This window comes from Sphingorhabdus sp. YGSMI21, assembly GCF_002776575.1.
Taxonomy (GTDB): domain Bacteria; phylum Pseudomonadota; class Alphaproteobacteria; order Sphingomonadales; family Sphingomonadaceae; genus Parasphingorhabdus.
Genome location: NZ_CP022548.1, coordinates 3,573,224 through 3,589,128 on the forward strand (window position 1 = coordinate 3,573,224; position 15,905 = coordinate 3,589,128).

Below are 15,905 nucleotides of genomic sequence, written 5' to 3' on the forward strand. Positions count from 1 at the left end.
TCGTTCAACTAGCTGTTACAATATTACAAAACCGAATTTAGGTCAATCTCCCTGCCCTTTTGATTGATCAGACCGCTACAGGCGCGGAAATATGCGCCTGGGGACTGTAATCCAGCACCTCGAAATCCCCAATTTCATAATCGAAAATCGAATCGGGTTTGCGAAGGATTTTCAGTTTGGGAGCGCCGGAAGGCTCCCGCGATATCTGTTCCTCCACCAGATCAGCATGATTGAGATAGAGATGCACATCGCCGCCATTCCAGATCAGCTCGCCCGGCTCCAGATCGCACTGCTGCGCAATCATCCGGATCAGCAGCGCGGCAGAAAAGACATTGAACGCAAAGCCCAAACCGAGATCGCAACTGCGCTGATAGAGCAGCCCCGACAATTTTCCTCCCGAGACATAGAATTGATAGGTCTTGTGACAGGGCGGCAAAGCCATCTGGTCCAGCTCGGCCACATTCCAGCCTGTAAAAATATGGCGCCGGGAGCCGGGATTATTCCTGATGCCGTCAATCAGGGCTTCAATCTGGTTGAACCCTTTCTTCTCCCGACGATACAGGCCCTCGCCCGCCGGTGTATAGCGCGGCCAGTCGACCCATTGCTTCCCATAGACGGGGCCCAGGTCGCCCCATTTTGCGGCAAAGCCATCATCCTCGATGATCCGCTGTTCAAAGGCGTCGCGGTCCAGCAGCTCGCCGGTTTCCTTGCGATATTTGTCGAGCGGCCAGTCGGTCCAGATATGCACTTTCTGCTTCACCAGTTCGCGGATATTCGTGTCCCCGGTCAGGAACCACAGCATTTCGCGTGCTGCCGTCTTCCAGAACACCCGCTTGGTCGTGAGCAAAGGAATGGCATCGTCTGCTAGATCGAAACGCATCGTCACACCGAAAATGGCCCGGGTGCCGACACCAGTGCGATCGACACGTTCATCGCCCTGCGTCCAGATCTGCCGCATCAGGTCAAGATATTGCTGCTCATAATGCTGTCCGGGAATCAAACCATCACACTCCAACCAAGGTTCCGGCAAACGGTAGACCGCTCAAGCGATATCCTCAACCCAATCCGGCGGGAGAGATCAAACAGATAAAGTTTTGCCAGACCGGGCGCCGATGGCTTGAACCGCAAATCATACTGGCATATAATCTGCCCATTGCATCCCTTGCGTCAGGAAAAGCAATCGGATCGGGAAGTAGCTCAGCCTGGTAGAGTACTGCCTTCGGGAGGCAGGGGCCGGAGGTTCGAATCCTCTCTTCCCGACCATCGATTTCTCAAACATGCTTCCAAATCTTCCAATAAATCGCGTCATCTGCTTGCCGTGAATAGCTTTTCTGCTCTTGAACCGTTCAATCGAACGAGAATGATTTTGGCTGGATTTCTGCGGACATGTTCGCCCTTGTCCCGGTGCGCAGGTGCCGGATCCTTTGAAACAGCGAGGCCTTTTCATCCCTCGGCCATCGGCTGAGAGGCCGCCTGATAGGGGCAATGACGGACAGAAAAGCGAAAAATGATCCGATAAATAGACGTTAACCTTATCTTGATCATCGCCCTGTAGTGCCTTCAATCATGAGCACGCGTGTTTTAATAGTCGATGACCGGCCTACCAATCTGCGGATCTACGCCCAGTTTGTGACGCTGATGGGGGAAAAATATTCCGCCGTCACCTATGCTGATCCTGTGGAAGCGCTGGATTGGCTGCGCGACAACAAGGCGGATCTGATGGTGGTGGATTACCGGATGCCGCAAATGAACGGCGCGGAATTCATCCGCAAGGTCAGGCTGATGCCTGGCGCTAATGAAATTCCAGCGATCGTCATTACAGCGCATCAGGATCGCGAATGCCGGCTTGCCGCACTGGACGCTGGCGCCACCGACTTTTTGCAGAGCCCGGTTTCGCATGTCGAATTCTGTAGCCGTGCCTTGTCCCTGCTGACCAAAAGCAAGAAAAGCGTGACCCTGCGCAAGCGCGCCTCGGAAATCGGCCGGAAGCACGCAGCCTTTGGCGCGGCGGCCTCGAACGAAGGTCCGTCAGGCAAAAGCATGCTCGAGCAAATCATCGACACGATCCCGATCATGATCAATGCGACCGACCGGTCGGGAAAATGCCTGTTCACCAACGCCTATCAGTCCGCCCTGTTTGACAAGGACCCGGACGAGATGGTCGGCACCGATTTTGCCAATAATTTCGAGCCGACCCTGGCAGCAAATACGCGCAGACGGGATGCGATGGTGCTGAAATCGAGCCTGGCCATTCCGCATTTCGAAGAGAAAATCACCAGCGACGGTGTCGATCTGATTTTCCATTGCAACAAGTCGCCGCTACTCAATCACAAAGGCGAGACGATCGGCGTGCTGACAACAGCGGTCGATATCACTGCCCGGAAGTTCGCCGAGGAACATAGAACGCATCTCGCACTGCACGACATGCTGACCGGCCTGCCCAATCGCGTGCTGCTCGCCGAGAATGTCAAATCGACCATCGCCAATTGCAAGAAAGCCGATAGCCAGGCTGCGCTTTTGCTGCTCGATCTGGACCGGTTCAAGATCATCAATGACACCCGCGGCCATCACAGCGGCGACGCGCTGTTGCGCGAGGTCGCCGAACGCATTTCCAAGGTCATTGGCCCCGAGGATTTTGCCGCCCGCATCGGCGGGGACGAATTTGCGATCATTTTGAACAAATTCGAGAATATCGACTCGATCAATTCGCGCTGTTCCAAAATATTGAAATCAATCAGCGAGCCCTATGCCATCAGCGGTGTGGGTCAGGTGATCAGCGCGTCAATCGGCGTCAGCCTGATCCCGAACGACGGCGATGAATATGAGGAAGTTCTCCGCATGGCCGATCTCGCCATGTATGACGCCAAGGCCAATGGCCGCAACTGCTACCGGTTCTTCTCGGAAGACATGAACGAGATTGCCCAGGCCGATGCCGCGCTGGAAAACGAGCTTCGCGACGCGTTTAACGAAAATCAGTTCGCGCTCGAATATCAGCCGATTGTCGATGCAAAAACACTCGAATATGTTGGCCTGGAAGCGCTTATCAGATGGGATCATCCACGCCGCGGCCGCCTGTTGCCGATCCAGTTCATCCGGGTCGCAGATGAAAGCGGACTCATGGACATTCTCGGCCGCTGGGTCATGGGTGAAGTTTGCCGGGAAATAAAATCCTACGCCGACCGCGGTATTGATCTGCCACGCGTCGCGATCAACGTATCCCCGCGCCAGTTCCAGAACCAGAATCTCTGCCAGGAACTGCTCGCCAATATCGAAGCCAATGGCATCGAACCATCAAAAATCACGATCGAGATTACCGAAGAATTGCTGATCGACAATAATGAGCAGGTCAGAGCCACGCTCCAGCAGATTCGCAACAGCGGTGTCGGCATATCCATCGACGATTTCGGAACCGGCTATTCCTCGCTGCAATATCTCAGGGATCTGCCCGCCAATTGCCTGAAAATTGATCGCACGTTCATTTCCCGGATCGAACATAGCCCGGCCGATCGCGCGATTATCGGCACCATTGCGCATCTGGCGCATGCACTGGACATGCGGGTGGTTGCCGAAGGCGTCGAAAATGACGCGCAGCTGGATTTGCTCCGCGTTTCCGGTTGCGACGAAATCCAGGGTTTCAAGATCGCGCGTCCGCAACGGGCCGAGGATCTCGGAAAATTATTTGACGGCCGAAAAAATAATCCCGCCAGTCGTGCGGTAGAAGGCTAATCCACTTGCTGTCCGCCACATCAAAAGCGCCGGCACGGTCGCACAGGCATCACATGCATTCAAAGCACGGCTTGGATGGACAGATACGTGATCGCGAGCACGAGATGATCAAGAACCGGATCATCCTGGTCATTCTGGGATGGTCGGTCTGTGTCATGCTGGGTGCCACACCAGGCCTCATCGTCGGTTTCAGCGTCTATTTCATCCTCAGTGTCGCCATTGCCGTCGCCTATCGGATGCACCGAAAACCCTCAAGCTTGAGGCGTTTTCTCGGGCTTTGCACGGACTTTGGCGTCGGAGCCTTCCTGTTTCAGGTCGGAGGAGAAAGCGTCGCGGCGGGATATCCGCTTTTTCTCTGGGTCATTCTCGGCAATGGCTTCCGCTTCGGCATTTTCTGGCTGTTCATAGCGTCCGTGATGGCCGCGATGGCGTTTGGCTGGGCCATCTATACCGTGGACTTCTGGCGGAACAACTCATCCCTTTCGATCGGCCTGCTGATCGGGCTGCTGGTGATCCCGGCCTATTGCTCGACGCTGATCACCAAGATATCCCAGGCGAAAGAAGAGGCCGAAGCTGCCAACAAAGCCAAGAGCCTGTTTCTCGCCAGCATTAGCCATGAATTGCGCACCCCGTTGAATGCCATCATCGGTTATGGCACGCACCTGCTGGAAATGCAGCTGCCGGAAAAACAGCACCAGATGATCGCGACCAGCGTATCCGCCGGACGCCACCTGCTCCACCTGATCAACCAGCTGCTGAATTTCGCCCAGTCGGAATCGCGGGATGAGCTGCCCGATCCGAAACCCTTTTCTCTCGTCGATCTTCTTTCCGAGGTCCGCGACATCATGCAGATCGCCGCCGACGACAAGGGCCTGGAGATCAACCTGCAGGCCGAACCGAGCAGCAACCAGCTGATCTCGGGCCAACTGGATTACGTTCGCAACATCCTTATCAACCTGACCAGTAACGCGGTGAAATTCACCAATTCCGGTTCGGTTACCTTGCGCTGCGGATTTGTATCCACAGCTGGTCAGGACGAAATGTGGGTTTCCGTAACCGACACCGGACCCGGCATTGCGAAAGAAGAGCAGCAGAAAATATTCGACGTCTTCCAGCAGGCAAATGACACGATTGCGAACGAATTTGGCGGTACCGGTCTGGGACTGGCGATCTGCCAAAAGCTTGCCAATCAAATGGGTGGCGATATTTCCCTGGAGAGCGATCCGGGGAAAGGCAGTATTTTCACCCTGTCCTTCCCGGTCGATGTCCTTGAGGCGGAACCCCAAAGCAGTGACGACGACGCCATCCGTATCCTGTCTCTCTCCCAGAAGATCGACGCACCGAGCATCTGCAAGGACAAGAACCAGCCCGTCAGGATTGATCATATCCAGTGCTACGGGCCAGATGATATCGAAGAGATTATCAGTCAGCTCGATCTCGATCTCTACGACATTGCCCTGCTGGACGAGGCCATTGCGAGCAATCAGGACGACCAGTCCCCTCTCTGGTCTGCGTTCCGCGCAGCCCAGCTGCCCCCGGTTTTGCTGGCCGAGGGCAAGGAGAAAACACTCAAGGACATCCAGTTGCGCGCCGCTTTCGCCACTCTGCTTCCGCCAGGATCGGAGTTCAGCGCGATCCGCAGCGCCGTGCAAATTGGCTGTTCCTTTGTCGGGTCCGGCCCGCGGCAACATCCGGAATCCACGCCGAACATCGAGCCAGCCCAGGTCAAACCGGTTCGCGTGCTGGTTGCCGATGACAATCGGACTAACCAGATGGTCCTCGAAACGATCTTGTCCAATGTCGGACACGAGGTCACCGTGGTGGCTGACGGAGAGGAAGCGCTCGAACAGCTCGAACAGGGGGATTTCGAAATTGTCTTCCTGGATGTGAACATGCCAATCATGGGTGGTATCGAATGCTGCCGCCTGTGGCGCCAGATCGAAGGGCCGCGGAAACATGTCCCGATCATCGGCTTGACGGCGGATTCGACCGAGGAAACCGAAAAGAAATGTCTCGATGCCGGCATGGACCTGAGAATTACCAAGCCGATCGAAGCCACCGAACTGATAGAGGTTATCACCTCCCAGACGGGCAGCAGGACCGAAGCACAAGCCGTTGACACATATGCGGACCCGCTGGGCGTGGTCAGCAGTTTCGACAGCAAATTGCGGCGGCCCGAGCCACCGGCCGTTGATCCGACGCAGCTCGATTATCTGCTGTCGATCGGTGACGAAGCCTTTGTCAGATCAATCATCGAAGCCTATCTGGAGGATACCGGCGAGATCCTCGTTGCCTTCCGCAAATCGGTCGAGGATGGATCTGTCGATGATTTCCGTTTTCACGCCCATGCCTTCAAGAGCGGCGCCTCCAATGTCGGCGCAAGCTATCTCGTCGAGACATGCTCTAAGCTGGAGGTGATTGCCGAACCGGACTTTCTGGAGAGACGTCAGGAATATCTGTCCAAGATTGAACAGCAGGTCGCTGATATTCGCGCCTATCTTGATACGAAGCTGGCTGCCGGTACCGAGCATGCGCAGGCCGGACAGGCCGCACAAATCTAGCTGATTGTCAGACCGCCCGTAGCGACCGCAATATGCGCCGATCCTGCGCCGATGCCAGCCGCTCCATCTTGCGAACGTCCGCATCTCCCAGATAGAGTGCGGTTTCCGCCCAAGTATCGGTGATTTCGAGCAATTCTTCCAGACTTACCGGGTTGGCGATTTTCCGGGCCCGATAGACGGCCCTTTCGGCGTGAAAGCGTTTGCGGTTTTCCTTGGTATATTCGACGATTGCGGCTTCGCCCATTCCGTCGTCCGCCAGGATATCCACCACGCCCATGTCATAAAGTTCGGCGCCAGTGTATAATTTCCCTTCGAGAATGAACCGCTCGGTTTCCTTCCGGCTGAGACGCTGACGCAGGAAACTATAGGCCCCCATTCCGGGAAAGAGATTGAAGAGAATTTCCGGCAATCCCAGTCGCGCGCTTTTCTCGGCCACCAATATGTCGAACGCCAGGGCGTGTTCAAAACCGCCGCCCAGAGCATCACCCTGCACGAGGGCCATTGTGATGATCGGTGCGCCAAAGGCGGTGCTATTCTCATATTGCATATGGACACAGGTCCGGGCGTATTTTTTCAACGCGCCGAGGTCGCGACGACGGATGCAATCCGCAAAATGCTTCAGATCACCGCCCAGATTGTAGATGCCGGGCGTATGCGAAGCGGCGACAAAATAGCGCAACGGATCGGCCGCCTTGGTCCCGTTGATCGCGTAGGTGGAATGGATCCAGTCCTGAACCTGCTGAATTTCCTCGCCCAGTTCATAGGTATAACTGGGGCGCGATTTCTGGTTCATATAGCACCAGAATATTTCGTCGGACCGGTCGAATCTCAGGTCGATTTCGCGAAACTGTTTGGAGAAGATATCGGGTTCGGAAATAGGGGGCGTCTGGACCAGCATATCATTCGCCTCGATCGTCAAATTACGATCCAACTCGTTGGCTGCGCGACTGCGAAAGTCCATAATATACTCCATATCCGGCAAGATGTTCGACGATACTCAGCCTAACAAAACTCTTTGCCTAATATGTAAAATTTTATGACATGCCCCATTTCAATGCAAGTGAAACCGAGAAGATTGGGTAACATGCTTAATTGACTCAAAAATTTTCTTATCTTTGAGTCATTTGAGCGATAAAATTCCCATGTAATTGGTTAACATCCGACGAGACAAGGCAAATATCCGCCATGCCTGCAAGCGATTTTCATCTCGAATTCGCCTGTTTCGGCACCTTTGAAGGCACGAAACTTCAACCCGCGTCGGATTCTGCTCCGGCAGATTGGTTGACCAGTCCACGAAAGGCGCGAACGGCAGACCGGTTGCCCTTGGTGACTTCGAAAACATCCTCCGCGATCGGCATTTCGACCCCGTATTTTTTTGCCAATGCGATCACCGTCGGCGCGCTTTTCACACCCTCCGCGACCATGTGCATTTCGTCGATGATTTCGTCGATATGACGACCCTTGCCAAGCTCGACGCCGACGTGGCGGTTACGGCTCAGCGGACTGGTGCAAGTGGCGATCATGTCCCCCATGCCGGTGAGACCAGAGAATGTTTCGGGTTTGCCGCCCATGGCAACGCCTAGCCGCGTGATTTCGGCAAGCCCTCTGGTGATCAGAGCCGAACGCGTATTGTCGCCGGCTCCCAGCCCATCGCCCATACCGACAGCGATGGCTATGATATTCTTGAGCACCCCGCCCAATTCGCAACCCAGCAGGTCGGTATTGGTGTAAACGCGGAACAGGCCGGAGTGGAAAAGCTGCTGCAGCTGTTTGACGATAATCTCATCTTCCATCGAGATCACACTGGCGGCCGCCTGCCCCGCCATGATTTCACGAGCCAGATTGGGGCCGGTCAAGACGCCGACCGGATGCCCCGGCAGAACTTCTTCGATCACCTCTGTCATCCGCTTGCTGGTCGCCAGTTCCAGTCCCTTGGTAAGGCTGATGACCGGAACCCAGGGCCTCAAATATTGCTTCGCCTCTTCGAGTACCGCGCGAAAATTGTTGGAGGGTATCCCCATCACCAAGACATCTGCGCCTGACACGGCCTCGCCGATTTCCGACGTTGCGGTCAAAGCAGGTGGCAATTTTATGTCGGGCAGATATTTGCTGTTGCAATGATTATTGTTGATATCGCTGACGGTTTCGGAATCGCGCGCCCAGATTTTTATCGGCGCGTTGCGCGAAACCAGCGACGCAACCGTGGTTCCCCAAGAGCCGCCGCCGAGCAATCCAACTTTCAATTCCATATATACCCTCCGTCGGCGACTCCTCTAGCGGGAGCCCATCCTGTCTAAACTGAAGGGAATTTCAGTATTTTGCAAGAAACTCGAGATGCCGCTTCGCGGTACCCTTCGGGTTTTCGATCATGGGGATATGACCCACTTCCTCAAAGACCACGGATTCGGCATTGGGAATTCCGTTTTCCAGCACATCGACACAGCTGACGTCAATCAACTGGTCGTGACGGCCCCAGATGATGAGTGTCGGTGCCTTTACCTGCCCGAGCTGGTCATTCAGCGGCTTTGCGGTACCATCTTCGACCAGAGTCCAGAAAATCTTGTCGAGCAGTTCGCGATGGACAGCGAAATCCTCGTAGAAAATCTTGCGAAACTTTCCGGGGACTTTCATCGGCTTGTGGGCGACAAAGGCGAGCATCCGTTTCACATCTTCCGGACTGTGGATTTCCAGCGGATTTTTGCCCGACTGGGCCTCTTTTTGCAGCTTGCTTTCATTGGCACCAATGACGCCGGCATTGTTGAACAGCGTCATGGACAGCAATCGCTCGGGATAATCCAAGGCAAAGCGCAGGGAGACGAAACCGCCCATACTGTTGCCGCCGATATGGCATTTTTCTATTCCCATGGCGTCCAGAAAGTCGCGGACCCGCGCAGCCTGGGTCGCCATGTCGTAATCATGGGCGATATCGCGAATATTCTCGCCAAATCCCGGAAGGTCCGGCGCTATCAGGCGGTATTTTCCGACGATTTCCGGTGCATATATTGCCCAGTTATCCTTGTCTCCGCCAAAGCCGTGCAGAAGAACCAGAGGCTCACCATCAGCCGGCCCCCCTTCGAGATAGGGCCAGATAAGATTGCCCACTTTGATAGACTTTGCTGTCAGCTTGCCTTTTCTTCGCAAACCGTTGCGCAGGAAGCCGTATAGAGTACGCGGGAACAGCACATAGAGCGCCAGCAGCGACACCATCAAGATGCCGAGTACGGTCAGAAAAATTTCAACTGCTTCCATGTTACGCTCCTCCCGCCGCCAGCTGTTTGTCCAACCAGTCGGTCATGTCGTTCAGAACGTTGTCTCTTTCCGGTTCATTGAAAATTTCGTGAAACAGTTCAGGATAGATTTTCAGCTGTTTCTCGCTCGAGGAAATATGGCGAACCAGAAATTCCGAACCTGCCACCCCGGCCAGACTGTCCTGTCCTCCGTGAAGCAGTAGCATGGGCAAGGAAATTCGTCCGGCATTCTCCTGGACCATGGTCATATTGGCAAGCATCTCTGCTGCAAGCCTTGCCCCCATCTTGCCATTGTAGACAAGCGGATCGGCGAGATAGTCGGCTACAACCTCCGGATCGCGACTGACGCCGTTCGGGTCGAGCTCGAGCACACCGAGCTTGGGAAAGAAGCGCGACAGAAAGCCGCTGATCGCCTTGAGCGCTGCGGATGGTTCCTCGGCCGCCTGGATCGCCGGGCCGGAAAGCACGCAGGCAGCGAAATTTCCCTGTTCGGTGAGTAGATAGGTCGCGCTGATCAATCCGCCCATACTGTGCCCGACAAGCATGACTGGCAAATCGGATAAATCCTGCTTCGCCTGGGCGAGCAGCCGATCAACACCGTCCCTGAAAACCGAAAAATCGGGAACAAAACCGGCTGTGCCATCCGATTTCCCATGCCCCCAGTGATCCAAAGCAAAAACCGCATAGCCTTTGCCCACGCAATGCTCGGCAAAATATTGATAGCGCCCACTATGCTCGGCATAACCGTGCACTAGCAAAATGATCGCCTTGGGATCATTGTCCGGCAACCATTTCTGCCAGAATATTTTTGCGCCGGCCGCCTTGGATCCCGGTGCAAGCGTCAATGTCCCGTTTTCATGGATCAAGCGATTTTCCTTTTCACTACCAGTTCGTGATCGTGTGCCAGCTCATTTTCATATGCGAACAATATCCGGTCAAGCGTCTGGCTGATTTTGGTCTGGGTCCGGACCATTTCAATTTTCGGCCAAGTCGTCCGCTCTCCAAGCTGGATCAATTCGGCGATATCCTCGACCGGCAAATTGCTCAGCAGCTTGGACGGGCTCCAGAACATGGTCGGGCGGATGATATTGATATCACCGGTATAATCCTGATTGATTACCGAAAGCGCCATATTCGCCATGCTGTTCAAGCGCGGAAAATAGGACAGCGGCTTCTGCATGATTTCCACATTGGCGTTGAGCCATGCCTTCATTGTCGCGGTCGAGGCGTTGCGGATTGACGAAAGCGGATTGCGCGTGTGGCTGACATCTGTCGCGAATGGCGTGACCAGCGGATTGGCCTGGCTGACGATATGGTGATTGACGCCATAAAGCCGGGCCAGTCTTTTGACCGGCAAATCGTGAGTGACCGACCCGTCGACCCATTTCCGGTTGGGCAGATAGGGAATCCGCTCGCCGCGATGGTCTTTTGCCGCCAGCGTCACGGGCGGATAAATGCCGGGGACCGCACAGGACGCCAGAACCGCCTCGCGAATGAAGACATTGGGCGATGCAATGGCATTGAGCAGGCGCGAGGTCTGGTGTTTCTCTGCCGGGGCAATCGAGACATTCAGATGACGACCGGTAAGCTCATAGGCTTCCTGAAAGGTAAGGTCGGGCAAAAGATCCGACAGACGCTGCCGGATTTCGTCGGCCCGCATCCGGCTGGGGCCTCCCATGAAACCGCCCTCATCTTCATTTTCAGGTCCGACGATCAAATTTTCCGGTTTGAAAAATGGCGGTATATCCTTGTCCGTGTGCGTACTGATCAGCGCACCAACGACCGATCCACCGCTGGATCCCGACATGATATCGGGCAACAGACCCTCTTCCCAGAGAGCCTTGGCCACGCCAACGTGAAAATAGAGATAGGCTCCGGAGCCGCTCATCAAAAATGCGGACCGTCCGTAGCAATGCTGCGCCCGGCGGAAGAAATCGAGTTTTTCCTCGAACGGAATGTCGGTAACCTTGTCGCTCGCCAGATATTCCAGCGAATTGGCGATCGCGTCGACATAATCCTGGATCAACTGCTTAGTACCGAATTTGGCCTTCTGATGGAGCCGGGCGTGCCCCATGCCATCCATATTGCCGTGAATGCCCTCGTTCAAAGCATATAGTAGGCCTGCATTGTCCTGCTCTTTCCAGAGCTTGGAAAGGCGCTTCAGTCGGCGGCGGATGGAAGAGTGATCAAAATGCTTACTTTCATCTGACGCCTTCCATATGTCGACTCCGGTGGACTTGTCGTGCGCTTTCGCGGCCTTCGACCATTCGGAATAGCTTTTGGCCTGGGCCATCGCCTTTTCCATCTTCAAAGTCGTGTTCAGGATCATATTCGGTTCACTCTTTCACCAAAATTACGCATGGTATCGCGCATCGCCCGTTGATCGTGCGACATATAAACAATCCGCTCCCTAATTCACTTTCGGTTTGCCGCGATCGGCCGGTTTTGCCGCAACCGTCCGCGGCTTTTTTGTCACCCGTCGGTACATTACCGAACCATCGGCAGAAACGGGCGGTTTTTCCGGTACCTTGCTGGCCTTTTTGGGTTGTTTGACAACCTCGCTCGGCTTCGCATCGCGCAGTTCATTGAAAGCCTTTTGCAGGCATTCCCTGAAAAACTCAACATCAGGCATTATCTTTCGATCCGAGATGATACTGAAAGAGATCGTTCCGTTGTAGCTCGGAGTGGCAATGAACAGGCCCATCCCATGCGCCAGCGGTGCTAGACCATATTGATGGGTTAGCTTGGCACCGTTCATATAGAGCTGGATCTGCGGGCCGGGAACGTTGGAAACCATGAGGTTGCTCATCTTCGGAGCGAAACGTTCGTCGGTCAATATCCGCGAGACACCGGCCATTGTCACGCCGGGAATATGTTTCGACAGATCGGTCATGATCCGCGCACTCAGACCGGACTTTGCCGCCTTGGTTTCGCGGGTGGTATCTCGGATCGCCTCCAGCCGTTCCAGCGGATCCGCGATATTCGACCAGATCTTGATCGTCATCGCCGAAATATTGTTACCGGGATTGGATTCATCGCCGGACCGGCTGCGCGCATTGACCGGAGCGACCGCAACCAGAGAATCTTCGGGCAGTTCCTTATGCTTGGTTAGATAATGGCGCAAAGCCCCGCTGCAGATCGCCAGCACCACATCATTGATCGTCGACTCAGCTGCTTTTAGGCGCATTTTTTTCAGTTCGTCGAGATCGAAGGTGATCGCATCGAACATTTTATGCGGCGTAACTGCAGCGTTGAAGCGGGTTTTGGGAACGCCGGACTCCGTCTTGTCGGCGCTGCCCGTCAGATTTTTTTGCGCCGATGAAAGAAGGGCCGGCGCAAATTTCATCAGCGCCTGGGTCAGTTTAACCGGAGACGTGACGGTACTGTTGATCGCGCGGTTCAGGATTTCGGCGGTTGTCGGCAGGGCATTGGCCTGGGTTTTGCCCTTGGGCAAGGGTATCGCTGGGGTCCCGTGGGGGTCCTTGTCGGAGATGGCCGCAAAGAAATGGGCGCCGGACACACCATCGATGGTCGAATGATGGATCCGCGTCAAAATGGCATAGCTGCCCTTGGCATAGCCGGGAATATTATCCAGACCTTCCAGCACATACATGTCCCAGAGCGGCCGGTTCATATCCAGCGGCTTGCTGTGATGGCGCGCGACGTGGATACAGAATTGCCGCCAGTCGCCTGGTTCCGGCAAACGACTGTGCGAAATATGCGCTTCGAGATCGAAATGCTCGTCCTCCACCCAGTAGGGATGATCGATATCCAGCGGCAGACGATATAATTTCCGTTTGAACATGGGCGAGATGTCCATCCGTTTGCGCATATGTTCCATTATGTCCTTGAACCTTACCTTACCGCCGGGAGCGGTGGACGGATCATAGATATAAACCGCCATGACATGGGTGAGATTGGTGGCGGACTGGATGTAGAGAAATTGTGCATCCTGTGCACTCAGCTGGTTTATATTGCTCTGCTCGGTCATCAATCGTGTCCTTTCGACAGCGCGATCATTCAAATATCTTGTCGGCCAGAACAAGCAGTTCGAGCCGGGATTTTTCCATCCGCCGGGACAGGGCCCTGAATTTTCGCAGCAGTGCCTTGCGTTCGGCGATCGTTTCCGGAGTGGTTTCGCCGGTCAGCCCCAGTCCTGCAGCCATTCTGAAACCGTTCTCGAACAGGATTTTTCCGATCGAAGCCTCGCTGGTGATGCGGCGCAGAAGATAGGCCTGCCGCCCCTCCTTCAATGCCGTTTCCACACAGCTTTTCTTGTCGATCGCGTCACCAGGCTCCAGCCGCGACAGAATATCCAGAACGATGGTATAGGCTTCGACAAAGGGAAGGAATACGGCATGGCCAATCAACGGCTGGAAGCGGTTGGTGAGACTGGCCAGTTTGACGCCTCCTTCCTCCAGTTTTGCCTGCCAGTCCGGATCGGCACGCTGCAGTTCGGCTTTCAGATTCTCGCGATATTGCTGTTTCTCGGGATAGAAAAATTCGAATTTGAACAGGTCTCGAAGACGGTCGGTTTCTTCCCAGAATATTTCCGCTGCATTACGGTCCGTAACCTCCCGCGCCTTGAGAACCGACAGCTCGATGATCGCCTTGTCGAGGAAATGATGGATTATGGTGTTGCGATAATAGCTGGCAATCGGATGCTGGTCCGGCTCGATCGCGTAAACCAGCGTCGAGCCTTTGTCATAGCGCACGAGCAATCCGTTATTGACAAGCGTCTCGATGACCCGCTGAACACCCTCCAGATTTTTGTCCGTCAGATCTTCGCTCAGGCGAATGTCGCGCTCCCGGGCCCAGCCGACCAGAAAATTGATGACCGCGCGCAATTCGTCTTCCGTCATCGCGCGGGGGGCGGTGCCCAGCAGACAGAGGCACATCAATGATGTCAGGGTCAGAGGCGTTGCTCGATTGGCCTGTACCGCGACTTCAAACGCCATTTTCGACAGGGCTAGCCGGTCATTCGGGTTGGGCGCCTTTTTAACGACCACCGGTTCGCCGAAATCGACATAGACCTTTCCCATCGGTTCTCGCAGGCTGCGAAGATAGCCGATGAACCAGCTTAATGATTCCGGTTTTTTGATCCGGCCGGTTTGTTCGCTGGCATATTCCTCAACATCCCGGATAAGATCAAAACTGGTGACCACCGGGATGATATGGACGTTTTCAATGTCGTTGCTGTGCGCGCTGTCCATGACATATTTGAGCAGGCCATAACGCGGGGGCATCAGCTTGCCGAGCCGCGAGCGCGTGCCCTCGAAGGCCCAGGTCATCGGGAAGCGTTTTTCCAGCAGATAGCTGACATAATAGCGCAGCACGAGCTTGTAGACTGGGTTGTTCTCGAAACTGCGGCGGATGAAGATGGTCCCGGCACGGCGCAGCATGAAGCCCAGACCGAAGAAATCCAGATTGATGCCACCGAACAGATGTATGAGCGGCAAGTCGTTCTGATAGGCCAGATCGGTGGCGGTCACACCGTCTATATAGGTCTTGTGGGTAAACAGCAGCAAAGTCGGATGTTCCCGCATCGTCTGGCGCAAGCGAGTCAGTTCCTTGCGGTCAAAGACGACATCGTCATCATAGCCCTGGGACAGCATGAACCGGTCGAGCTTTGCCTTCATGTCAATGAACAGCGGGCTTGGCCTTGCGATCAGTTCCTTCATATATTTTGCCGCTTGCTCGTAGAGCACCGCTTCGCTGTCACCCCGTTCGGTGGCGAGCTGGGTCATTGCGGCGCGAAACCGGGCGTCGCTGCGCAGCCCGTCGGCAACATGCCGGGGCACTTTGTAGCGCCGCCCGCGCAATCCGCGTTCGGCGATATCCAGCACAAGCCCGGCCTGGCGAACCACAAAGGCAGCAAATTCACTATTGTCAGTCTGGTCGTAATCCTTGCTGAGCTCGGCAAAATTCTGCTTGAGCTCGCCGATCGTCGCTGGCTGCCCGATCAGACATTGCGCCCGGCGCTTGTTGCGCAAGAGAATGGATCTGGCGCGGAACGCACCGGGATTGCGGGGGTCTCCCAAAATGACATGGCGCATCTTGACGGCACGGCTTTTTTCAAAATTGGGAATCCGCCAGGCAATACGTACAGGGACAACGAGCGTATCCGGACTTTCCTTCAGCTTTTCCTCGAGACGGCCGAGGCGCATTTTGGCGCGCTCGTCGGAAATCGGCAGGCTGACCCAGTTAAGCGCCTCGTCTGGCCCGACGTCGGGTATCGATGTCCGGATCCAGTTGAGCAGATAGCGGCGTTCGACCCCGTTGCGCGCGTCGATGACAAACAATTTGGGACCTTGCGCCAGCAGCGGCCCGGAATTTGCGATTAGCGCTGCTTCGTCCATCCCCACTCCTC

Annotated in this window: 10 protein-coding genes and 1 tRNA gene; 3 read left to right on the plus strand and 8 right to left on the minus strand. The window is 55.1% G+C overall.

Features of this window, described 5'->3' with window-relative positions; translation table 11 throughout:
• Positions 1-67: 67 nt before the first annotated feature.
• Entirely contained in the window at positions 68-997 is a 930-nt protein-coding gene (thyA, locus tag CHN51_RS17105) for a thymidylate synthase (RefSeq protein WP_100095727.1), read from the minus strand.
• Between the two features lie 189 nt (positions 998-1,186).
• Between thyA and CHN51_RS17110 the strand changes: the two genes are divergently transcribed.
• From CHN51_RS17110 to CHN51_RS17120, 3 genes are all read left to right on the plus strand, one after another.
• Positions 1,187-1,263, plus strand: a tRNA-Pro gene (locus CHN51_RS17110).
• Between the two features lie 303 nt (positions 1,264-1,566).
• Positions 1,567-3,726: an EAL domain-containing protein gene (locus tag CHN51_RS17115; RefSeq protein ID WP_100095095.1), complete on the plus strand. Its 2,160-nt coding sequence runs from the start codon at positions 1,567-1,569 to the stop codon at positions 3,724-3,726.
• A gap of 71 nt (positions 3,727-3,797) precedes the next feature.
• Positions 3,798-6,287 carry an ATP-binding protein gene (locus CHN51_RS17120; protein WP_164089264.1) on the plus strand — a complete coding sequence of 830 codons (2,490 nt, stop codon included), beginning with the start codon at positions 3,798-3,800 and terminating at the stop codon, positions 6,285-6,287.
• A 7-nt stretch (positions 6,288-6,294) separates the two neighbouring features.
• On the opposite strand, the gene CHN51_RS17125 is transcribed toward CHN51_RS17120, so the two are convergent.
• The 7 genes from CHN51_RS17125 to CHN51_RS17155 all read right to left on the minus strand — a co-directional run bounded on the left by CHN51_RS17125 (position 6,295) and on the right by CHN51_RS17155 (position 15,894).
• Positions 6,295-7,248, minus strand: coding sequence for a crotonase/enoyl-CoA hydratase family protein (locus CHN51_RS17125; protein ID WP_164089266.1), 954 nt, complete (start codon positions 7,246-7,248; stop codon positions 6,295-6,297).
• 286 nt (positions 7,249-7,534) lie between these two features.
• Complete coding sequence (locus CHN51_RS17130) at positions 7,535-8,536, minus strand: NAD(P)H-dependent glycerol-3-phosphate dehydrogenase (protein WP_100095098.1); 1,002 nt, start codon at positions 8,534-8,536, stop codon at positions 7,535-7,537.
• Between the two features lie 61 nt (positions 8,537-8,597).
• The gene (locus CHN51_RS17135) at positions 8,598-9,536 is read right to left on the minus strand and encodes an alpha/beta fold hydrolase (protein WP_100095099.1); all 939 of its coding nucleotides are present in this window, start codon (positions 9,534-9,536) and stop codon (positions 8,598-8,600) included.
• A gap of 1 nt (position 9,537) precedes the next feature.
• Entirely contained in the window at positions 9,538-10,401 is an 864-nt protein-coding gene (locus CHN51_RS17140; RefSeq protein ID WP_240616785.1) for an alpha/beta hydrolase, read from the minus strand.
• Entirely contained in the window at positions 10,398-11,864 is a 1,467-nt protein-coding gene (locus CHN51_RS17145) for a DUF3336 domain-containing protein (protein WP_100095100.1), read from the minus strand. Before CHN51_RS17145 ends, CHN51_RS17140 begins: the two co-directional genes overlap by 4 nt.
• An 81-nt stretch (positions 11,865-11,945) precedes the next feature.
• A complete protein-coding gene (locus CHN51_RS17150; RefSeq protein ID WP_100095101.1) occupies positions 11,946-13,526 on the minus strand; it encodes a wax ester/triacylglycerol synthase family O-acyltransferase in 1,581 nt (526 codons plus the stop codon).
• Positions 13,527-13,551: 25 nt separating this feature from the next.
• Positions 13,552-15,894 (minus strand): glycerol-3-phosphate 1-O-acyltransferase, encoded by a 2,343-nt coding sequence (locus CHN51_RS17155; RefSeq protein WP_100095102.1) that lies wholly within the window; start codon positions 15,892-15,894, stop codon positions 13,552-13,554.
• Between the last annotated feature and the right edge of the window lie 11 nt (positions 15,895-15,905).

What these genes read in the sequence shown, in the direction of transcription:
- CHN51_RS17145 (WP_100095100.1), bottom strand. Translation starts at nt 11,864, where the DNA reads ATGATCCTGAACACGACTTTGAAGATGGAAAAGGCGATGGCCCAGGCC.
- CHN51_RS17130 (WP_100095098.1), bottom strand. Translation starts at nt 8,536, where the DNA reads ATGGAATTGAAAGTTGGATTGCTCGGCGGCGGCTCTTGGGGAACCACG.
- CHN51_RS17135 (WP_100095099.1), bottom strand. Translation starts at nt 9,536, where the DNA reads ATGGAAGCAGTTGAAATTTTTCTGACCGTACTCGGCATCTTGATGGTG.
- CHN51_RS17150 (WP_100095101.1), bottom strand. Translation starts at nt 13,526, where the DNA reads ATGACCGAGCAGAGCAATATAAACCAGCTGAGTGCACAGGATGCACAA.
- CHN51_RS17115 (WP_100095095.1), top strand. Translation starts at nt 1,567, where the DNA reads ATGAGCACGCGTGTTTTAATAGTCGATGACCGGCCTACCAATCTGCGG.
- CHN51_RS17155 (WP_100095102.1), bottom strand. Translation starts at nt 15,894, where the DNA reads ATGGACGAAGCAGCGCTAATCGCAAATTCCGGGCCGCTGCTGGCGCAA.
- CHN51_RS17125 (WP_164089266.1), bottom strand. Translation starts at nt 7,248, where the DNA reads ATGGACTTTCGCAGTCGCGCAGCCAACGAGTTGGATCGTAATTTGACG.